The organism is Thermanaerovibrio acidaminovorans DSM 6589 (assembly GCF_000024905.1).
In the GTDB taxonomy this organism is placed as follows: Bacteria; Synergistota; Synergistia; order Synergistales; family Synergistaceae; genus Thermanaerovibrio; species Thermanaerovibrio acidaminovorans.
The window spans coordinates 1,709,533-1,729,951 of record NC_013522.1; the positions used below are offsets into that span (position 1 = coordinate 1,709,533).

18 protein-coding genes, 3 rRNA genes and 1 riboswitch are annotated in these 20,419 nt (G+C 63.6%); of the genes, 7 read left to right on the forward strand and 14 right to left on the reverse strand.

Annotated features, from left to right (window positions below; translation table 11 throughout):
- Positions 1-60: 60 nt before the first annotated feature.
- The 4 genes from TACI_RS08495 to TACI_RS08510 are packed head-to-tail and all read right to left on the reverse strand — an operon-like array spanning position 61 to position 3,567.
- Positions 61-276 carry a DUF6485 family protein gene (locus TACI_RS08495; RefSeq protein WP_012870363.1) on the reverse strand — a complete coding sequence of 72 codons (216 nt, stop codon included), beginning with the start codon at positions 274-276 and terminating at the stop codon, positions 61-63.
- Positions 277-318: 42 nt separating this feature from the next.
- Positions 319-1,179 carry an aldo/keto reductase gene (locus TACI_RS08500; RefSeq protein WP_012870364.1) on the reverse strand — a complete coding sequence of 287 codons (861 nt, stop codon included), beginning with the start codon at positions 1,177-1,179 and terminating at the stop codon, positions 319-321.
- A gap of 19 nt (positions 1,180-1,198) precedes the next feature.
- Positions 1,199-2,377, reverse strand: a complete 1,179-nt coding sequence (locus TACI_RS08505; protein WP_012870365.1) for an ADP-ribosylglycohydrolase family protein — start codon at positions 2,375-2,377, stop codon at positions 1,199-1,201.
- Positions 2,378-2,385: 8 nt separating this feature from the next.
- Complete coding sequence (locus TACI_RS08510; RefSeq protein ID WP_012870366.1) at positions 2,386-3,567, reverse strand: iron-containing alcohol dehydrogenase; 1,182 nt, start codon at positions 3,565-3,567, stop codon at positions 2,386-2,388.
- 157 nt (positions 3,568-3,724) lie between these two features.
- Between TACI_RS08510 and pheA the strand changes: the two genes are divergently transcribed.
- From pheA to TACI_RS08525, 3 genes are read left to right on the forward strand one after another with little or no spacing between them, the layout of a single operon-like run.
- Positions 3,725-4,792, forward strand: a complete 1,068-nt coding sequence (pheA, locus tag TACI_RS08515) for a prephenate dehydratase (protein ID WP_012870367.1) — start codon at positions 3,725-3,727, stop codon at positions 4,790-4,792.
- Between the two features lie 38 nt (positions 4,793-4,830).
- Positions 4,831-4,992: a hypothetical protein gene (locus tag TACI_RS08520; protein ID WP_012870368.1), complete on the forward strand. Its 162-nt coding sequence runs from the start codon at positions 4,831-4,833 to the stop codon at positions 4,990-4,992.
- Positions 4,989-5,339, forward strand: coding sequence for a cupin domain-containing protein (locus TACI_RS08525; protein ID WP_012870369.1), 351 nt, complete (start codon positions 4,989-4,991; stop codon positions 5,337-5,339). The genes TACI_RS08520 and TACI_RS08525 overlap by 4 nt, the downstream gene beginning before the upstream one ends.
- Here TACI_RS08525 and TACI_RS08530 read toward each other — a convergent pair.
- The 5 genes from TACI_RS08530 to TACI_RS09470 form a co-directional block, all read right to left on the reverse strand.
- Entirely contained in the window at positions 5,336-6,985 is a 1,650-nt protein-coding gene (locus TACI_RS08530) for an AfsR/SARP family transcriptional regulator (protein WP_012870370.1), read from the reverse strand. The two genes, TACI_RS08525 and TACI_RS08530, sit on opposite strands and share 4 nt — an antisense overlap.
- Before the next feature lie 29 nt (positions 6,986-7,014).
- Positions 7,015-7,686: an energy-coupling factor ABC transporter ATP-binding protein gene (locus TACI_RS08535; RefSeq protein ID WP_012870371.1), complete on the reverse strand. Its 672-nt coding sequence runs from the start codon at positions 7,684-7,686 to the stop codon at positions 7,015-7,017.
- Positions 7,683-8,378 (reverse strand): ABC transporter permease, encoded by a 696-nt coding sequence (locus TACI_RS08540; RefSeq protein ID WP_012870372.1) that lies wholly within the window; start codon positions 8,376-8,378, stop codon positions 7,683-7,685. Before TACI_RS08540 ends, TACI_RS08535 begins: the two co-directional genes overlap by 4 nt.
- Positions 8,379-8,380: 2 nt before the next feature.
- Positions 8,381-9,220 (reverse strand): ABC transporter substrate-binding protein, encoded by an 840-nt coding sequence (locus tag TACI_RS08545; protein ID WP_012870373.1) that lies wholly within the window; start codon positions 9,218-9,220, stop codon positions 8,381-8,383.
- An 88-nt stretch (positions 9,221-9,308) separates the two neighbouring features.
- Positions 9,309-9,431: riboswitch (molybdenum cofactor riboswitch) on the reverse strand.
- A 125-nt stretch (positions 9,432-9,556) separates the two neighbouring features.
- Positions 9,557-10,264 carry a GntR family transcriptional regulator gene (locus tag TACI_RS09470; RefSeq protein WP_278007108.1) on the reverse strand — a complete coding sequence of 236 codons (708 nt, stop codon included), beginning with the start codon at positions 10,262-10,264 and terminating at the stop codon, positions 9,557-9,559.
- 125 nt (positions 10,265-10,389) lie between these two features.
- On the opposite strand from TACI_RS09470, the gene TACI_RS08555 reads away from it, so the two are divergent.
- Positions 10,390-11,571 (forward strand): glycine C-acetyltransferase, encoded by a 1,182-nt coding sequence (locus tag TACI_RS08555; protein WP_012870375.1) that lies wholly within the window; start codon positions 10,390-10,392, stop codon positions 11,569-11,571.
- A 1-nt stretch (position 11,572) separates the two neighbouring features.
- The gene (locus TACI_RS08560) at positions 11,573-12,523 is read left to right on the forward strand and encodes an NAD-dependent epimerase/dehydratase family protein (protein WP_012870376.1); all 951 of its coding nucleotides are present in this window, start codon (positions 11,573-11,575) and stop codon (positions 12,521-12,523) included.
- Positions 12,524-12,548: 25 nt separating this feature from the next.
- Here the strand turns inward: TACI_RS08560 and rarD are convergent, their stop codons facing one another.
- Positions 12,549-13,439, reverse strand: a complete 891-nt coding sequence (gene rarD, locus TACI_RS08565; RefSeq protein ID WP_012870377.1) for an EamA family transporter RarD — start codon at positions 13,437-13,439, stop codon at positions 12,549-12,551.
- A gap of 65 nt (positions 13,440-13,504) precedes the next feature.
- On the opposite strand from rarD, the gene TACI_RS08570 reads away from it, so the two are divergent.
- Both TACI_RS08570 and TACI_RS08575 read left to right on the forward strand, forming a co-directional pair.
- Entirely contained in the window at positions 13,505-14,323 is an 819-nt protein-coding gene (locus tag TACI_RS08570) for an SDR family NAD(P)-dependent oxidoreductase (RefSeq protein WP_012870378.1), read from the forward strand.
- Positions 14,324-14,432: 109 nt separating this feature from the next.
- Complete coding sequence (locus tag TACI_RS08575; RefSeq protein WP_012870379.1) at positions 14,433-14,717, forward strand: hypothetical protein; 285 nt, start codon at positions 14,433-14,435, stop codon at positions 14,715-14,717.
- Positions 14,718-14,782: 65 nt separating this feature from the next.
- Here TACI_RS08575 and TACI_RS08580 read toward each other — a convergent pair whose 3' ends face one another.
- From TACI_RS08580 to TACI_RS08595, 4 genes are all read right to left on the reverse strand, one after another.
- Complete coding sequence (locus tag TACI_RS08580; protein WP_012870380.1) at positions 14,783-15,364, reverse strand: nucleoside deaminase; 582 nt, start codon at positions 15,362-15,364, stop codon at positions 14,783-14,785.
- 194 nt (positions 15,365-15,558) lie between these two features.
- Positions 15,559-15,674 (reverse strand): 5S ribosomal RNA (gene rrf, locus TACI_RS08585).
- 39 nt (positions 15,675-15,713) lie between these two features.
- Positions 15,714-18,687 (reverse strand): 23S ribosomal RNA (locus TACI_RS08590).
- Between the two features lie 101 nt (positions 18,688-18,788).
- Positions 18,789-20,310, reverse strand: a 16S ribosomal RNA gene (locus tag TACI_RS08595).
- The 16S, 23S and 5S rRNA genes sit together here, the layout of an rRNA operon.
- Positions 20,311-20,419: the final 109 nt, after the last annotated feature.

Consider the following 20,419-nt stretch of genomic DNA (forward strand, 5'->3'; position numbering starts at 1 on the left):
ATACCCCATGGCTCCCACATGTCAAGGGGGAAGCGAAAAGTCTGTCAATTAACCCTTCAACTAGCGGCCCAGATGATCCTCCACAAACCTGGCGAACCCCTTGAAGGAGTAGTCCTGCTTCCGGTCCATGTCCGGGTCGATCTTTCGGTAAAAACAGACCGGGATGCAACCCTCCGCCAGGTTCTTGGCAACGCAGGGGGTACACCCCTCCTCATGGTTCACCGGATGGGCAGAGCACTGGTGATCCACGCAGGTGCAGAAGGGAACGCGGGACATTACAAAACCACCTCCAGATTCATTTTAATTTATTATATGGTCTTATCGGCTGGGCCCGGAGGCCACGAGCTTATCCAGGTGGGACGGGTCCCGATGGTCCCCGAAGTAGGACATCCCGGTGTCCAGCCCCCGGATGGCCTCCAGGTCCGCCTCGTCCAGGTTGAAGTCGAAGACCGCCAGATTCTCCACCATCCTCTCCCGCTTCACCGTCTTGGGGATCACCGGGATGCCCCGCTGGACCAGCCACCTCAACACCACCTGGGCTACCGTGCGGCGGTGCTTGGCGGCTATCAGGGTCAGCACCCGGTTGGTCAGCATGCCGCCCCGCCCCCGGGCAAGGGGACCCCAGGCCTGGGGCATCACCCCGTAGCGGGCCAGGACCGCCAGGTCATCCTCCCGCTGGTAAAGGGGGTGCAGCTCCAGTTGGTTCACCGCCGGGGTGGTCCTACCGTGGACCGCCAGGTCCATGAGCCGGTCCCCGTGGAAGTTGCTGACCCCCATGGCCCGGATCAACCCCTCCTGGTACAGCTCCTCCATGGCCCGCCAGCTGCCGTACACGTCCCCGTAGGGCTGATGGATCAGGTACAGATCCACATAATCGAGCCCCAACCGGTCCAGGGACCGAAAGAAGGCCTCCCGGGTCCGGCCGAAGCCCGAGTCGGTGAACCAAACCTTGGTGGTGACGAACACCTCCTCCCGCCTGAGCCCGCTGGACCTTATGGCCCGCCCCACCGCCTCCTCGTTACCGTACATGGCGGCGGTGTCGATGAGCCGATAACCCGCCTCCAGTGCCTGGCTCACGCAGGCCTCGCACTCCTCAAGGCTGCCGGTGTCGTATACCCCGAAGCCGATGACCGGCATCCAAACCCCGTTGTTCAACCTAACCGACGGAACATGGGACAATGAAAACACCTCCACGGATCTAAACCACCACCAGGTACAGCGTCTGCCCCAGCCGGGTCTGGACCTTCTCCAGCCCATCCCTGGTCCCCAGGGAGCGGATCTCCCCGATCGGGGAGGGCCTCCACTGCCCCTCCACCGAGGACCCCATGAGCTCCCGGGCGGCCCCCACCGGGTCCCCGGAGCCAAGCGCCGCGGCGGTCCTCAAGAGACACTCCTGGTCCTGAACCCCCCGCAGCCCCTCGGGGATCCATCCGTTACGGTGCCGCATGCCCAGCAGGGCCCCCAGGACGGAGGCCAGGGTGTCCGGATCCCCATCCCGGAGGCGAGAGGCCAGCAGGAGCCCCTCGAGTGGGCTATCCCAGTGGAGCCCCAGCAGGAACAGGGCGGATAGGGCGGTGGCGTCCCCGGTGCCCGCCCGGGGCCCCACGCCCCCCAGCTCCCCAAGCCCCTCCATGGGACCCCACCGGAGGGACATGCGCTCCACCTGGACCAACATGGCATCCAGCACCGACTCCCACTCGAGCTGGTAGCGCCCCAGGTCCCAACCGGGGGGGAACCAGCCGGGGGGAAGGTCCTCCTCCCTGAGGCGCCCCCAGGTGCCGGCCCGGGCCACTAGGGCGGACCGCAGGTCTTCGTACCCTCCCTCCTGGACGCCAAGGAACCAGAGGCAGAAGGCGTGACACAGGGCCCCAAGCAGGGCCCGGGGATGTCCGTGAGTCATGAGCCCGTCCCTGAAGACCCGGGACAGGGTCCCCTCCAGGTCCCCCGAGACCAGCCCCACCATCACATGGGGGGCTATGCGCATCACCACCCCGTTGCCCCCGGCGGCCACGTACCCCTGAACCCCCAGCCATGGGGGGACCCCCCGAGCCCAACTCCTGGCCGCCTCCAGGGTGGCCCTCCCGGCCCCCCGCTGATACCGGAGCAGGAAGGGCAGCTCCGCAGTGGACAGGTGCTCCTCCCAACGGGGGCTCATCAGGCTCCGGGCCACCGCCAATGTCAGCTGGGTGTCGTCGCTGTACTCCCCGGGCAGGATCCTGACCCGGTCCATCTCCCACAGGGGGAAGCCCCCCGGGGGGGACTCCAGGATCCGCTTCTCCACCCGGGAGCAGCGCTCGTTTGGCCAGCCCAGCGCGTCCCCCACCGCCAGCCCCAGAAGGACCCGGGCGAAACGGTCCGACGGATCCGCAATGGCCATGACGGGGACTACAGGACGGACCGGAATATCCCCACCAGGTCGAGGCGGGACATCCCGGGACGGCCCCGGAGCATCCCCTCCCGGTCCCCCGCCACCTCCAGGGTGGCCCTGGCGTAGAGCTCCGGATCCGGGTCCGAGATCCCCAGCTCCCCCAGGGTGAGGGGACAGCCCATGCGCTTAAGCAGGTCCTCCAGGGCCTCGATTCCCCTCATGGCAGCGGTGAGGTGATCCTCCTCCCGGACTCCGAAGACGTTCCGGGCGAACTGGGCGAACCGCTCGGGCCTGTGGGGGGCGGCGAACCTCATCCAGGCGGGGTTGAGCACCGCCAGCCCAGCCCCGTGGGGCACGTCGTGGATCCCCGACAGGGTGTGCTCCATCATGTGCACCGGGTAGGCCCCCCGGGTCCCCACCTGGACCCAGCCGTTCAGGGCCACCACCGAGGCCCACTGGACCTGGGTCCTGGCCTCCAGGTTGCCCCCCTCCTCCACCGCCACTGGCCCCCACTGGACAACGGCCCTCAGGACCCCCTCGGCGAAGGAGTCCTGGATGGGGGTGCCGTCCACCCCGTTGAAGTAGGCCTCGGTCACGTGGGCTATGATGTCGCTGACCCCGTAGGCGGTCTGGTTTCGGGGCACCGTGAGGGTCAGCTCCGGATCCACCACCGCCACCCGGGGGAACAGGCACTCCGCCTCCACGAAGGCCTTAACCTTAAGGTCCTGGTAGGTTATAACCGCCCCATCGTTCATCTCGGAGCCGGTGGCCGCCAAGGTGGGCACCGTCACGATGGGCAGGGCCCGCTCGGGCAACCGGGGCCTCCGGGGCCCCACGTACATCATATCCCACAGGTCCCCGGGGTAGAAGACCCCGGCGGCCATCACCTTGGCGGCGTCCATAACGCTACCTCCCCCCAGGGCCACCACCACGTCACACCCCTCGGACCTGGCGGCCTCAGATCCCCGAAGGACCGTGTCCAGCCGCGGGTTGGGCTCCACCCCCTCGAAGGGGACCACCGAGACCCCCGAGGCGGACAGGATCCCCGCCACCCGATCGTAAAGGCCGCTGCGACGGGCGCTGCCCCGCCCCATCACCAGCAGGGCCCGCCCGCCAAGGGGACGAACCGCCTCCCCCAACTTCTCCAGAACGCCGGCGCCGAAGATCAGCCGGGTAGGGTTGTAGAACTCGAACTTCAAGGGCCACACCCCCTCGCTTGGCTTGAAAAGGGTTTGAACACGTCCTTCACCATGATAACCCATGCGCCATGGGGTTGCACGTGAAACCCGCGCTTCACAACCGGGCCCCTTTGGCCCATAATCTCCCCCAATCAGACCAGCCTAGGAGGGAAGCTTGATGTACCAAAGGGAGGACCTGGCGGAGCTACGGGAGCGGATAGACCGGATAGACCACCAGATCATGGACTTGGTGGGACAGCGCCTCCAGGTGGCCCGGGAGATAGGGAAGGCCAAGGGGGACGGCCCCATATACGACCCTCGCAGGGAGGCGGAGGTGCTGGCCGACCGGCTGAAGCGGCACGGGCACCTGGGGGAGGGGCTGGTGCGGGCCCTGATGGCGGAACTCATGGGGGCCAGCCGGAAGGTCCAGGGGGGGCTCACCCTGGCGGCAATGGGGCCCGAGTGGTCCCACTCCCACGAGGCGGCGCTGAGGGCCTTCGGCTCATCGGAGGAGATCCTGTTCGTCAAGGACCCCCGGCGGGGGGTGGAGAGCCTCACCTCCGGGGCGGCGGACCTGGCGGTGCTGCCGGTGGAGAACTCCATCGAGGGGGTGGTCTACCCCACCCTGGACGCGCTGCTCTCCGCCAAGTCGGTGGTGCGCATCGTCCGGGAGGTGAGGATGAGGATCGAACACTGCCTGGCCTTCGGCGGGGAGGACATGGGGAAGATAAGGCGGGTCTACTCCCACCCCCAGGCGCTGGGCCAGTGCGAGGAGTGGCTTGCCCGGAACCTGCCCCAGGCGGAGCTGGTGGAGGTTAGCTCCACCAGCGAGGGGGCCCGACGGGCCCTGGAGGAGGGGCAGGGGGCGGTATGCGGCGCCCGGTGCGCCGCCGCCCTGGGCTTCAAAACCGTGATCCGGTCCATCCAGGACTCCCCAAACAACAAGACCCGGTTCCTGGTGCTGTCCACCAACGGCACCTCCGGGGGCGACAGGACCACCCTGGTCTTCACCCTCCCCCACCGGCCCGGCACCCTGTGCGACGCCCTCTCCGCCCTGGCGGATCAGGGGGTCAACCTGCTCATGATCCAGTCCCGCCCCATACCCCAGAACCCCTTCGAGTACGCCTTCTTCGCCGACATCGAGGGGGATGCGTCCGCCCCGCCCCTGAGCCAGGCGCTTGGGCGCCTCAAGGAGCGCACCGCCTCCCTGACCGTCCTTGGGTCTTACCGGTTCGAGGAGATCTGAACCGTGGTATCATTGTCCCCAAAGCGGAGGTGTTACAGGTGAAAGAGGAGAGACACTGCATACTGATCCTGGGGACCTGCACCGACAGGGCCCGGTGCGGATGGAACTGCATGTTGCTGGCCAACGAGGAGCCCCAGAACCCCAAGCCCCAGGAGGGGAGATCGGGGGAACTCAAGCCAAAGGGGGGATCCAAGACATGATCCGCAAGTTTCATGACATGACCCCCGTGAGGCGGGAGAACCTGCAGGGGGGCGACGGGGGCAGCTGGAACCGGTACGCCATAGCCCCCCACGATGACCTGGATGGAAGCCACTTCAGGATGATCGGCACCATCCGGCTGGACCCTGGGGCCAGCGTGGGGGAGCACGAGCACCTCACCAACGAGGAGCTCTACGTGATCATGGAGGGGGAGGGGCTCTACACCGAGGACGGGGTGGAGCACAAGGTGAGCCCCGGGGACATGCTGGTGCTCCAGCGGGGCCACTCCCACTCCATAAGGAACGTGGGCAAGGGGCACCTCACCTTCCTGGCGGTCATAGTGGACTAGTCAAGGACCAGGCGCCTGATCCTAAGGAGCACCTCCCCACCGCGGGACAGGTGCTCCTTCGCCATCTCCACCTCCTCCCTGGACGGGGGGCGGAGCAGGACCTCACAGCCCGACAGGCGGGAGGCCATAGCCAGCCGGGCCCTCACCTCCATGGCCCAACAGTACATCCGGGCCTCCTCATCCCCCGCAAGGCCCAGATGGAAGGCCCCCATCCGCCAGGCGGCCCAGTCCAGGTGGTCCAGGAGGGCCCGGCCAAGCCAGACCTTGAGGGCCCTGCGGGACAGGTGGCTCACCAGCCCCTCCGGGGCGGCGGCCAGGATCCGGTCCCTCAGACGGGCGTCCCTCGGGGCGAACCAGACCCGCCCCATTGGGTCCCCCTGGGAGATAAGTTCCCCACCCAGGGGGACGGATTGCATCTCCTCCCCCGTGGCCCCCTCGGGGGCTATGGCAGCCATGACCGAGCACGGGTCCGTGGGCACCCCGGGATCCATACCGTGAGCCTCCACCGGACCATCCACCTCAAGACCCCCCAGCCACTCCGGAAGGGGGCTGGCGATCAGTAGCCCCAACCGGGAGAGCCTCCGGGCCTGGACGATCCGCCCCAGTAGCTCCGCCTCCGGATCCCCAAGGGGCCCCCTAAGGTGCACCAGTAGTCGGGCATCAAGGCGCCCCGCCGCCTCCACCAGGGCCTCCTCCGCCCGGTCCATGGAGGAAAGTGACCGGACGTCCACCTTCAGGGCCCTAAGGGCTGAGACAAGGGGGTGACACGAGGGGGAAGGATAGTGGAAGGAAACGTAGGGATCGTCTGAGCCCCCCAGCTCCTCCCGGGCCGCATCCAGGGCGGATGGGCCCGTCACCGCCCAGACCAGGTCGGGACGGTACGCCCCGGAGGCCCGGCGTGGAGATCCCCCGGGGGTCATGGGGGCGATGGCGTGGAAGTCCCTGACGGTGGGACGGGACGACCGGATCCTCTCGTATAGCTCCACCGTCTCCGCCGAGGGGGAGAGGCCGTACTCCCCCTCCAGCCGGGACCGCAACGTCTCAAAGACCTCCGCAGGACCCGCAGACCACCCGGACCGGTGGTAAAGCTCCATCAGCCGCCTGGCGGAAGCCTCGTCCAGGGGGTCCATCTGAAAGGCCCGCTCGAACCAACGGGTGGCCCCCCCGAAGTCCCCCTGGCCCAGCAGGTGCTCCCCCAGGTCCCGGGCGGCGGACACAAAGCGCCGGGCGTGCTCCCGACGGCGCTCCCGGAGCCATTCGCCGAAGGCGGGGGCCCCCTCCAGCTCGAAACCCTCCAGGAACTCCCGTCCAAGCCCGTCCCGGTCATCGTCGGATATCCGGTCGAACCGATCGAACAGGTCCAGGTCAAGCTCCACCCCCGACGGGTCCAGCACCACCACGTCCCGGTCCAGCTCCACCAGCTCCTGGGGCAGGATGCGGCGGAGCACGTAGACCGCGTTCCTCAGGTTCTTCCTGGCGGAGGCCTGGGGCTTGTCCTCCCACAGAAGGTGGCATAGCCTATCTCGGAGCATGCTCCCTTGGTCGAAGAGCATGTACGCCATGGCCTCCAGCTTGCGAAAGGGGAAACGGACCCTCTCCCCGTTCAGCTCCAGGTGAGGGGGGCCCGCCAGGTTGACCTTGAGCAAACCAGCACCTCCCAGCCTTCTAGACAGGGCTATGGTACAACCTCATCCCCCTTAAGGCCATATGGACCCGACAGACGCCCCTCCCCCATGGTCCAGAACCCGTCACACAGCCCCGAGAGCCACGAGGGTTGGTGGCTGGTAACCAGCACCGACGTGCCCCACCTCTCCCGGGCGGACAGGATGGCATCCCGGACCACCTGGGCCCCCTCCCGGTCCACGCTGGAGACCGGCTCGTCCAGGATCAGTACCCGGGGGTGCAATGCCAGCCGGGACGCCAGGGCCACCCGCTGGGCCTCCCCGCCGGACAGCCGATACCAGGGCCGGTCCAGGAAGCCATCCCCCAGGCCCACCATGCGGATGGCCTCCCGGATCCGGTCCTCCCGGTCCGGCATGGACCTGACCGGGTAGGCCACGTTGGAGTAAACGGAGCGCTTCAGCAGGTACGGCTCCTGAAGGAGCATGGTGACCTGCCCCCGCAACGCCCCCTCCCGGCCCCTAACGTCATCCCCCATGAACAGGATCCGCCCCTCCTGGGGGGGCAGCAGCAGGGCCAGCAGCTTGAGCAGGGTGCTCTTCCCGCTACCGTTGGGGCCTATGAGCCCCATGATCCGCCCCTCTCCAAGCACGAGCCGGTCCGCCACCACCTGTAACCCCGCCCCGTAGCCGAACTGGAGCCCCATGGCCTCCATAACGGCTCTCACGGACGCCACCTACCCTTCAGGAAGGATATGGCGCCGTTGAGCAGGGCGGATATGAGGAGCAACACCAGCCCCAGGGCCATCGCCATGCCGAAGTTCCCCCGGGAGGCCTCGAAGGTCACCGCGGTGGTGATGGTCCTGGTGTGCCACCTTATGTTGCCCCCGATCATCATGGACACCCCCACCTCCGCCACCACCCGGCCGTAGGCGGTCATCAGCGTCATGAGCAAGTGGTGCCTCATCTCCAGCATTACAGACCCCAAAAGCCGCAACCCCCGGGCCCCCAGCGTCTTGAGGGTCATCACCAGCCGCTGGTCCACGGACTCCACCGCAGACGCGGTCAGGGAGACCACTATGGGTAGCGCCAGCACGGCCTGACCGATGGCCATCCCCTCCACGGTGAAGAGGAGCTGAGCCCTGCCGAAGGGCCCCCGGTTGGATATGAGGGCGTAGACGAAGAGGCCCACCACCACCGTGGGCACCGACAGGAGGCTGTCGGAGATGAGCCTCACGCTCCGCCGGAATGGGAAGCGAAAGGCACCAAGGGCCACCCCCAGGGGGAAGCCCATGAGGGACGCCATGAGGATCGACAGGCCCGACGTCCTGGCGGTCACCAGGAGGATGTTTAGGAACTCCGGATCGCCGGAGCGGATAACGTTGAAGGCCCCGAGAAACCCCTCCGCCAGGAAGTCCATTGCTACTGGGTACCGCCCCCCTGGGCGTTGGGGAAGAAGATCTGCCGGCCCGAGATCTTGAAGTCCCCTATCAAACTCTGGCCCCGCCTGGAGCAGACCCAGTTTATGAACTTGACCGCCAGATGGTAGCGCACGTTATCGTGTCTGGCGGGGTTAACCGCCATGAGGCTGTACTGGTTCCTGAGGACCCCATCCCCCTCGAAGAGGATCTCGAGCCCCTTGGGGGCCTTCTCCAGATACTTGGTGAAGGTGGCCCGGTCGGTGAGGGTGTAGCCTCCCTTCTCCTGGGCCATCAGGAGGGTTTCCATCATCCCCTGGCCGGACTCCAGGTACCACCGGTCCTGCCTGGTGGGGACCTTGCCCCAGAGGCGAAGCTCCGCCATGTGGGTCCCGGACCGGTCCGCCCGGCTCACGAAGACCGAGCCGGACATCTGGATCCGGCCGAAGGCCTCCCGGGCGGACTTGGCGTCCCTTACTTTGGCGGGGTCCCAGGAGGGGCCCACGATGACGAAGTCGTTGTACATGGTGCGCCTCCTGTTCACCCCGTGGCCCTCAGCCTGGAACCGTTCCTCCTGCTCCGGGTCGTGGACCCACACCACGTCCACGTCCCCCCTCCGGCCGTACTCCAGGGCCTTGCCGGTCCCGACCGCCACCCACTGGAGATCTATCCCCGTGTCGGCCCTGAACTCCCGGGCAATCACGTCCAAAAGCCCCGTGGCCTCGGTGCTGGTGGTGGTGGCCATCCGGAGCACCTGGGAGGCGGAGGCGGGGACGCCAAGCCACGCTGTGGCCAACAAGGCCATCAACCCCATCAGAGCGAACCCAATCTTCCTCTTCCTCATTGACGATTCCTCCTTGATCAGTCTTCCGAGGACCCAACTGAACGAGGCCGACCCCTCAGCGGGCGCCGGCCTCCTCAAAACCGTCTCGCACGGACGATTCGGGCCCTCCTTTCCAAACGCGGGAGGCCCAGGGGTTTCCCCCAGGGCCCTTCGGTCCCGCCCCATAGGCAGATCTTCCCTTAGGAGGAGGGACTCGGAGGCCTCATTCGTTTAAATACCACAAGGTGGCTCGTTAGTAAAGCCGGACCACATCGTACGCCCATATGCCCGCATTGCCGGGGCTTAAGCACCGAAAGTTCGATCTGATCCATTCGATGGGCGAAGATCTCCGGCAGTTCACCGCTTTCGAGGGGGCGAGGTCTTACCATGTCTCCTCATGCAAGACTGTAGATCGTTCGAGGTGTACTCCAGGTGATGTCTCAACGCCTCCACCGCCCCCTCCAGGTCCTGGGCCTCCACCAGCTCCAGGAGCCGCCGGTGCTGGCGCTCCGACTCCTCCCTCATGCAGGGTAGGTGGATCCTTATGTTCCTGTCGGTGTTCTGCCGGAACCGGGCCAGGACGGACATGATGAGGGGGCGCTCCGCCGGCTCGTAGAAGAGGCCGTGGAACCGCTCGTTCAGGTCCCGCCAGGCGATGCAGTCGTCCTCCCGCTCCATGAGGTCCAGTATCCCCCGGGCCTCCTCCACGATGCTGCGGGTTATCTTGGGGAACGCCAGGCGCAGCAGGTGCACCTCCAGCTGGCAGACCATCTCGTACAGCTCCCGGGCCTCCTCCACCGAGAGGGAGGTCACGTAGGCCCCCTTGTGGCCCCGGAAGGCCACCAGCCCCTCGCTCTCCAGGATCCGAAGCGCCTCCCTCAGCGGTATGGGGCTCACCCCAAGCATCAGGGCCAGCTGGGCCTGGTGCAACTGATACCCCTCCGGCAGGATCCCCCTATATATGGCCTCCCGCAGTACCGAGGCTATGAAGTACGGCGCCGCCAGATCCCCCTCCCGGCGGGACGCCAGTTCCCTTAGCTCCTCCAGGTTGGTCAACCCGATCACCCCACGGTCAATATATTTCATGAAACTCCTTTTATAAGGCAGCAAGGCCAATTATATCCCTTTGACGGCCCAATGGGGATTAATCATACTCAAGTCTGAAAAATCCCATAGGGGAGGGATGACTGGTGGGACGGCTTAGCTTCATAAACGAGGAGCTCACCGCCATGAAGGAGGCGGGGCTCTACGGCAACATAAGGACCATCGAGAGCCCCCAGGGGCCATGGGTGACCATCGAGGGGCGGAAGGTGCTCAACCTCTGCTCCAACAACTACCTGGGGCTGTGTAGCCATCCTCGGCTGGTGAGCAAGGTCAAGGAGTACGTGGACACCTACGGGGTTGGCCCCGGAGCGGTTAGGACCATAGCGGGCACCATGTCGATCCACGTGGAGTTCGAGCGCAGGATCGCCGCCTTCAAGGGAGCGGAGGACGCCATGCTGCTCCAGTCCGGGTTCTGCGCCAACCTGGCGGTGATCCCCACCCTGGTGCCCTCCGAGGAGGACATCATCTACAGCGACGAGCTGAACCACGCCTCCATCATCGACGCCTGCCGGCTCTCCAAGGCCCGGGTCATCCGCTACGCCCACTCGGACATGGAGGACCTCAAGCGGGTGCTGGAGGAGACCAAGGGTCAGGGGCGGAGGAAGCTACTGGTCACCGACGGGGTCTTCTCCATGGACGGAGACATAGCCCCCCTGCCCGCCATACGGGAGCTCTGCGACCGGTACGACGTGATCCTGGTGGTGGACGACGCCCACGGGGAGGGGGTCCTGGGCAGGGCCGGCAGGGGCATCGTGGACCACTTCCACCTGCACGGCCTGGTGGACGTGGAGGTGGGGACCCTCTCCAAGGCCTTCGGGGTCATGGGGGGCGTCATCGCCGGCAGGAGGGAGCTGATCGAGTACCTGAGGCAGAAGGCCCGGCCCAACCTCTTCAGTAGCGCCCTCACGGTGCCCGACGTGGCGGCCAACATGGCGGCCCTGGAGATACTGGAGGAGAGCCCCGAGCTGGTTGAGCGCCTGTGGCGCAACGGCAACTTCCTGAAGGAGCACCTCTCCAAGGCGGGCTTCGACACCGCCAACAGCCAGACCCCAATAACGCCGGTCATGCTGGGGGAGGCCACCACCGCCAAGGAGTTCAGCCGACGGCTCTTCGAGAAGGGGGTCTTCGCCACCGCCATCGTCTACCCCACGGTTCCCAAGGGGAAGGCCCGGATAAGGGCCATGGTCTCCGCCGCCCACACGGAGGAGGACCTGCTCTTCGCGGTGGACAAGTTCTCCGAGGTGGCCAAGGATATGGGGGTGCTCTAGGATGAAGAGGATACTGGTAACTGGCGCCGGCGGGCAGATAGGCTCTGAGCTGGTGCCCTACCTCAGGAGCATATACGGGGAGTCCAACGTGCTGGCCACGGACGTGAAGGCCCCAGAGGGGGACCTGGCCCAGGGCCCCTTCGACCTGCTGGACGTGAGGGACGGCAGGAGGGCCTCGGAGCTGATCGGGGCCTTCAAGGCGGACACGGTGATCCACATGGCGGGGATCCTCTCCGCCAAGGGGGAGGAGAACCCCAACTTCGCCTGGGACATAAACGTGAACGGCACGGTGGCCATGCTGGAGGCCGCCCGGGAGCACCGCTGCGCCTTCTTCTTCCCCAGCTCCATCGCCGCCTTCGGCCCCACCACCCCCAGGGTCAACACCCCCCAGGACACCATCCAGCGGCCCACCACCGTGTACGGCATAGCCAAGGCCAGCATGGAGATGCTCTGCGACTACTACCACCTCAAGTTCAACCTGGACACCCGGGGGCTCCGGTTCCCGGGGCTCATAAGCTACGTCACCCCCCCAGGGGGTGGCACCACCGACTACGCGGTCCACATCTACTACGACGCCATAACCAAGGGGAGCTACACCAGCTTCATCGCCAAGGGGACCTACATGGACATGATGTACATGCCCGACGCACTGGAGGCCATCGTGCAACTGATGGAGGCGGATCCCTCCAAGCTAAAGCACCGCAACGCCTTCAACATATCCGCCATGAGCTTCGACCCAGAGGAGATCGCCCAGTCCATCCGAAAGGTCATACCGGACTTCAAGCTGGAGTACGACGTGGACCCCTTGAGGCAGTCCATCGCCGAGTCCTGGCCAGACAGCTTGGACTGCTCCGCCGCCCGGGAGGAGTGGGGCTTCGCCCCCAAGTACGACCTGGACCGGATGACGGTCCACATGCTGGAAAAGCTCAAGGAGAGGCTGGTAAAGGCGTGACGAAACAGGGGGGCCAATGGCCCCCTCACCCCTCCTGGGAACCGGGAAGGCGCCGCATGCCAATGACCGAGTCCAGCCCGTAGAGGGAAACCCCAACCAGGATGGCACAAAAGGCCACGATCCGGGCGGAGGACATGGCCTCCCCGTAGACCAGCAGGCCTATGAGGAACGATATCCCCGGGGACAGGAACTGAAGGAAACCCATGGTCACCATCCTTACACCCCGGGCCCCCAGGCCGAAGAGCCAAAGGGGAAGGGATGTGACCAGCCCGGCGCTGAACAGGAGCCACATGGTCCCGGGCCCCCAGCCGAACATCCCCCGCATCCCAAGGAACAGCATCGCCGGTACCGACAGGATGGAGGTCTCCAGGAAGAGCCCCACCAGGGGGTCCACCGGCACCCTCTTCTTGAGGATCCCGTAGACGCAGAAGGAGCCCGCCAGGCCCAGCGCCGCCATGGGGAGCGCCCCCTGGCGGACCAGCTCGAAGAGCACCCCCGACGCAGCGGCCAGCACCGCCAGCCCTTTGAGGGTAGTGATCCGCTCCCGGAAGAAGACGAGCCCCACCACCACGTTCAGAAGGGGCAGGATGAAGTAGCCCAGGCTGGTCTCCAGGATCCGGCCGGAGTTCACGGACCATATGTATATCAGCCAGTTCACCCCCACCGCCGCGCCGCTCAAGGCCAGAAACCCCACCCGCCCGGGGGATCTCAGCAGGGCCCTAACCTCCCCCCTGCGAAGCCAGAGGACCAGCGGGGCCAACAGGACCGACGACCACACTATCCGGTGACACAGGATCACCAGCGGCTCCACGTGCCCCAACGCCTTCCAGTAGACGGGAAGCACCCCCCAGAGGAAGTAAGCCCCCAACATGCAGAGCACCCCGTTTAAACTGTCCCTCTGGACCCCCTCCGCCAAACCCGGCACCCCCAAGTCATGGTGTATCATTTTAGAACATGATACACCACAAAGGGGGATTAGGCATGAGGGAAGGCAGGCTTGCGCTGGTTACTGGGGCCACCAGCGGGATAGGGCTCGCCTACGCGGACAGGCTGGCCTCCATGGGGTACCACCTGATCATCACCGGCCGGCGGATGGAGGTGCTGAACGCCCGGGCGGAGGAGATTCGCCACCGGCACCGGGTATCGGTGTCCACCCTGGAGGCGGAGCTCACCCGGGACCGGGACCTGGAGGAGCTGGAACGGGTCTTGACCCGGGAGAGGCCCTCCTTCCTGGTAAACAACGCAGGGTTCGGTATAAGGAGCTACTTTGTGGACACCCCCAGGAAGACCTGGGAGGCGCTGGTTAAGGTGCACGTTATGGCCCCCCTCAGGCTGACCCAGGGGGCCCTCAAATACATGCTTGAGGGCTCCGGGGGGACCATAGTCAATGTGTCCTCCGAGGCGGCGTTCCTGCCGGTGATGAGGAACTCGGTCTACTCGGGGGCCAAGGCGTTCCTCCTCCGGTGGACCGAGTCGGTGGCCCTGGAGGTTATGGGGACACCGATAAGGATCCAGGCCCTGTGCCCCGGCATGACCAGGTCGGACTTCCACCCCCGAATGGGGCAGGAGGGGGCCAGCCTTTCCAGAAGCCCCCTGATCCGGTGGATCACCCCCCAGGAGGTGGTGGACGAGTCCATCCGGGCCCTCCAATCCGGCAAGGTGATCTGCGTCCCCAAGGCGTCGGGGAAGATGAGGACCACCCTCATGCCCCTCATCCCTCAAAGGGCCCGGCACCGGTGCCTCCGATGGTTCTTCCGGGCCTCATCCCGGGGCGGCAATTCTTGCAATAGCGAAAACTAGACCGGATCCAAACTTCGATATCTACGGCACAATGTTTCCGATATAATTTTATCTGTCGCGAACCTTTTCTACCACCAAAGGCTATTTTAATTCGAAGGGGGAACTGAGATTGACGATCCGGGGCAAGCTCCTGCTGTTGGCGGCGGGGGTAACGGCGCTGATGGTGGTCATGGTGGGGGTGGTGACCTACAACAGCTACCAGATGCTGAACCGGCAGGTGAACACCGCCGGGGCGGAGATGATCCAGGACAGGGCCCTTCAGGTGGACCTCTACTTCGACCGGCTGTCCGCGGTGGCCCAGGCGGCGCAGCGGATGAGCCAGATGGCGGAGAAGTTGAAGACCTTGATAGGCAGGTTCAAGCACGACTCCTCCACCCTGAGCCTCAAGGGATAGCCAAAGGGACAGGAGAAAAGCCAAGCGTGGGGCCCTGCGGGGCCCCACGCTCTTTTGCGGGATCACTACTTCAGGATCATCTTCTTCTCTCCCGCCTGGTAGAGCTCGGACATGCGGCGGTAGGCGTCCCTTATGGATTCAATGCGGGCCTCCACGGGGGGAAGTAGCTCTGAAGGAAGCTGTCTAGCCATCTCCAAGATGGATCTCTTGGTATAGTACCGGTTTGAGTTGGTGGGATGATCGCAACCGAAGACATCCTTCAGCATCTGGATGTCGTGAGGTATGTTGAAGTCGTCTTTCGTGTGCTCGTACCCGAAGAAATAATATATATCCTTGAAGCCCGACCAGGACAAGGCGGATATGCACATGGAGCAAGGCTCGTGGGTGGAGAGGAATATGCAGTCCTTGGGGTCCGGGTGCCCCTGGAGATCATAGAAGAGCTTTATGGTGTAGACCTCCCCGTGCCAAAGGGGGGAGAAGGCCTCCTGGTTGGTACCCGCCACCACCAGTGACAGATCGTCCCTACGGAGCACCGCGGCGCCGAAGACCTTGCAGCCTATTCGGACCGCCCGATCTGTCAGGGGGACTATATCGTTCTCGATCACATCCAGGAGACGTTTTATCAGCACATGGTCACTGTGGGACATCCGGGACACCTCCATCCAAAGCTGGATAAGACACGCCCATTATAGTTAATGGGTCCACAGGATGAAAGGGGGTTTATATTAAAGCAACGCCAGGAATGCCCTTACAAAAGTCATCGGCATCGAGGGCATCCGGGATCCATAATAAACATAGCGGTGGGTCTGAGATGTGTTCTCAGTCCCACCGCTACAATAAGGACCGGCGGCGACCTACTCTCCCACGGGTACCCCCCGCAGTACCATCGGCGCTGGAGGGCTTAACTGCCGGGTTCGGCATGGATCCGGGTGTTTCCCCTCCGCTATGGCCACCGGAAATCTGGATGTTCCCCTAATTGGGTTACATGAGGAAGATGGGGTTAAGGCCTCGGCATATTAGTACCGGTCAGCTCAACGGCTCGCACCGCTTACACCTCCGGCCTATCTATCCTGTCATCTGCAGGATGCCTTACCTGGTTGCCCAGTGGGGGATCTCATCTCGGGGCCGGTTTCCCGCTTAGATGCCTTCAGCGGTTATCCGATCCGAACATGGCTACCCGGCTTATGCAGCTGGCGCCACAACCGGTACACCAGCGGTTCGTCCACTCCGGTCCTCTCGTACTAGGAGCAGATCCCCTCAAATCCCCTACGCCCGTGGTGGATAGGGACCGAACTGTCTCACGACGTTCTAAACCCAGCTCACGTACCGCTTTAATGGGCGAACAGACCAACCCTTGGGACCTTCTCCAGCCCCAGGATGCGACGAGCCGACATCGAGGTGCCAAACCTCCCCGTCGATGGGAACTCTCGGGGGAGATCAGCCTGTTATCCCCGGGGTAGCTTTTATCCGATGAGCGATGGCCCTTCCACTCGGTACCACCGGATCACTAGGACCGACTTTCGTCTCTGCTCGAACTGTCGCTCTCACAGTTAAGCCACCTTATACCCTTGCGCTCAACTCGCGATTTCCATTCGCGATGAGGTGACCTTCGCGCGCCTCCGTTACTCTTTAGGAGGCGACCGCCCCAGTCAAACTGCCCACCTGACAGTGTCCCGCTTAGCGGTTCAGCTCTAGCGGTTAGAACCCCAGCAACCTAAGGGTGGTATCCCAACGACGGCTCCATCACACCTGGCGGCATGACTTCTACGCCTCCCACCTATCCTGTACAGAGATTGCCAAGACCCAATATCAGGCTACAGTAAAGCTCCACGGGGTCTTTCCGTCCCACCACGGGTAACTGGCGTCTTTACCAGTACCACAATTTCGCCGGGTCCCTCGTCGAGACAGCGCTCAGATCGTTACACCATTCGTGCAGGTCGGAACTTACCCGACAAGGAATTTCGCTACCTTAGGACCGTTATAGTTACGGCCGCCGTTTACTGGGGCTTCGGTTCAGAGCTTCGCCTGACGGCTAACCCCTCCCCTTAACCTTCCAGCACCGGGCAGGTGTCAGACCCTATACCTCGGCTTGCGCCTTCAGCAGAGTCCTGTGTTTTAATTAAACAGTCGCCTGAGCCTGGTTTCTGCGACCCCACAGCGCTTACTCCGCTTCCAGATTCACGCCACAGGGCACCCCTTCTCCCGAAGTTACGGGGTCAACTTGCAAAGTTCCTTAACGAGGGTTCTCCCGTTCACCTTTGCCTTCTCAGCTTGCCCACCTGTGTCGGTTTACAGTACGGGCGCTGGTAACACTCCCTAGAGGCTTTTCTCGGCAGCTTGGCATCTGTGCCTTCCCGCGTATAACCGCAGTCCCCATCAGATCTCAGGCTCACGCCAGGCGGATTTACCTACCTGACACCCTACATCCTTAGACCGGGACTTCCATCACCCGGCGCACATAGCCTCCTGCGTCACCCCATCGGTAATAACGCGCACCAGCGGGGCCGGATTGTCTACCGGCTGTCCATCACCTACGCCTCTCGGCCTCGGCTTAGGTCCCGCCTAACCCTGGGCGGACTGACCTTCCCCAGGAATCCTTGGGCTTCCGGCGGGCAGGGTTTACACCTGCCTAACGCTACTCATGCCGTCATTCTCACTTCCGTACGGTCCACCAGACTTCACAACCTGACTTCGCCCCATACGGAACGCTCCCCTACCCATGTGCGGCATAACCACACATGCATCGGCTTCGGTGCCGCGCTTAGCCCCCCACATTTTCGGCGCAGGAGCGCTCGACCAGTGAGCTGTTACGCACTCTTTCAAGGATGGCTGCTTCTAAGCCAACCTCCTGGCTGTCTCAGCACCCCCACATCCTTGTAACACTTAGCGCAGGCTTCGGGACCTTAGCCGGATGTCTGGGCTCTTTCCCTCTCGACCACGGATCTTCTCACCCGTAGTCTCACTCCCAACTGCGTGTAACGGTATTCGGAGTTTGGTTGAGCTCGGTAGACCCATCGGCCCCCTCACCCATCCAGTAGCTCTACCCCCGTCACACCTCCACGTCGAGGCTGCACCTCAATGCATTTCGGGGAGAACCAGCTATCACCGTACTCGATTAGCTTTTCACTCCTATCCACACCTCATCCAAGCCTTTTTCAACAGGCCCTGGTTCGGTCCTCCATCCGGTGTCACCCGGACTTCAACCTGGACATGGATAGATCGTACGGCTTCGGGTCTATGGCATGCGACTAGCGCCCTATTCAGACTCGGTTTCCCTGCGGCTACAGACCTAACAGCCCTTAACCTCGCCACACACCATAACTCGACGGCTCATTTTCCAAGAGGCACACCGTCACCGCTCGCGCGGCTCCGATTGCTTGTAAGCACGCGGTTTCAGGTCTATTTCACTCCCCGCCAGGGGTGCTTTTCACCTTTCCCTCTCGGTACTGATACACTATCGGTCGCCAGACGTATTTAGCCTTAGACCGTGGTCGGCCCTGATTCAGACGGAATTCCACGTGCTCCGCCCTACTCGGGATCAGGCTTAGCCAGAGCTCATCGTTTCGCGTACGGGGCTATCACCCTCTGCGGCCCGCTTTCCCAACACGGTTCCGCTACAATGAGCCTTTCTCACTGACCGGACGAGATGCGGCCCGCCCCCAGCCTGTCCCTCTACCCACCGCGCGCAACGCCCGCACGCTTACACGCACAGTGTTTAGGCTACTCCCCTTTCGCTCACCACTACTCAGGGAATCTCTTCGATTTCTCCTACCTTCGGCTACTGAGATGTTTCACTTCGCCGAGTGCCCGCCCCATAAAGGGCGCCGGAACTACTCCCGGCAGGTTGCCCCATTCGGAAATCCACGGATCAACGGCCGCTTGCGCCTCCCCGTGGCTTTTCGCAGCTTGCTACGTCCTTCATCGGCATCTGGCGCCTAGGCATCCCCCGCGTGCCCTTAATACCTTAACCCCATCTTCCTCATATAACCCCAAAAGAGGACTCTGTCATTGTGCATGTCCAAAACAGGCCAGGGGAGACCAAAGACGAACCCTCGTAAACTTTCTCCTTAGAAAGGAGGTGATCCAGCCGCACCTTCCGGTACGGCTACCTTGTTACGACTTCACCCCCCTTACCAAGCATACCTTAGGCACCTCCCCCCCTCGCAGGTTAGGCCGGTGACTTCGGGTACACCCAACTCGGGTGGTGTGACGGGCGGTGTGTACAAGGCCCGGGAACGTATTCACCGCGGCTTGGCTGATCCGCGATTACTAGCGATTCCGGCTTCATGCAGTCGAGTTGCAGACTGCAATCCGAACTGGGACCGGCTTTCTGGGATTCGCTCCACCTCGCGGTCTCGCTCCCCTCTGTGCCGGCCATTGTAGCACGTGTGTCGCCCTGGGCATAAAGGCCATGATGACTTGACGTCGTCCCCACCTTCCTCCGCCTTGTCGACGGCAGTCTCGCCAGAGTCCTCGGCTCTCCCGTTAGCAACTGGCAATAGGGGTTGCGCTCGTTGCGGGACTTAACCCAACATCTCACGACACGAGCTGACGACAGCCATGCAGCACCTGTGTAGGCTCCCTGAGTTACCCCAGGGTCGTTCAACTTTCATCTCCCTACCACCTACATGTCAAACCCAGGTGAGGTGCTTCGGTTTGCATCGAATTAAACCACGTGCTCCACCGCTTGTGCGGGCCCCCGTCAATTCCTTTGAGTTTCAGCCTTGCGGCCGTACTCCCCAGGCGGGATGCTTATCGCGTTAACTCCGGCACGGAGGCCATACGACCCCCACACCTAGCATCCATCGTTTACAGCTGGGACTACCGGGGTATCTAATCCCGTTCGCTCCCCCAGCTTTCGCGCTTGAGCGTCAGTAGCGGTCCAGGAAGCCGCCTTCGCCACTGGTGTTCCTCCCGATATCTACGCATTTCACCGCTACACCGGGAATTCCACTTCCCTCTCCCGCACTCTAGCCAGACAGTATCAACCGCAATCCGTGAGTTGAGCCCACGTCTTTCACAGCCGACTTATCCAGCCGCCTACGCGCTCTTTACGCCCAGTAATTCCGGACAACGCTCGCCCCCTACGTATTACCGCGGCTGCTGGCACGTAGTTTGCCGGGGCTTCCTCGTGTGGTACCGTCACATCCTTCTTCCCACACAACAGAGGTTTACATCCCGAAGGACTTCTTCCCCCACGCGGCGTCGCTGGGTCAGGGTTGCCCCCATTGCCCAATATTCCCCACTGCTGCCTCCCGTAGGAGTCTGGACCGTATCTCAGTTCCAGTGTGGCCGTACACCCTCTCAGGCCGGCTACCCGTCATCGCCTAGGTGCGCCATTACCACACCTACTAGCTGATAGGCCGCGAGCCCCTCCCAAGCCGGATCGCTCCTTTAACGGTCTCCCGCCTATGGGGTATTAGCTGCCGTTTCCAGCAGTTGTCCCCCTGCTTGGGTCAGGTTCTCACGTGTTACTCACCCGTCCGCCACTATCAGTAGGATCCAGCAAGCTTTCACCTACTAACCGTCCGACTTGCATGTGTTAAGCACGCCGCCAGCGTTCGTCCTGAGCCAGGATCAAACTCTCCTAGCAATTCCTAAACTCAAAAGAGCCCGCCATGCCCACTAAGCCCTAAACCTAGTGGCAGTCTCCCCTTATAAACCTGTCATGGTACCCCCGCAAGAACCGCTCAACCGCCGCC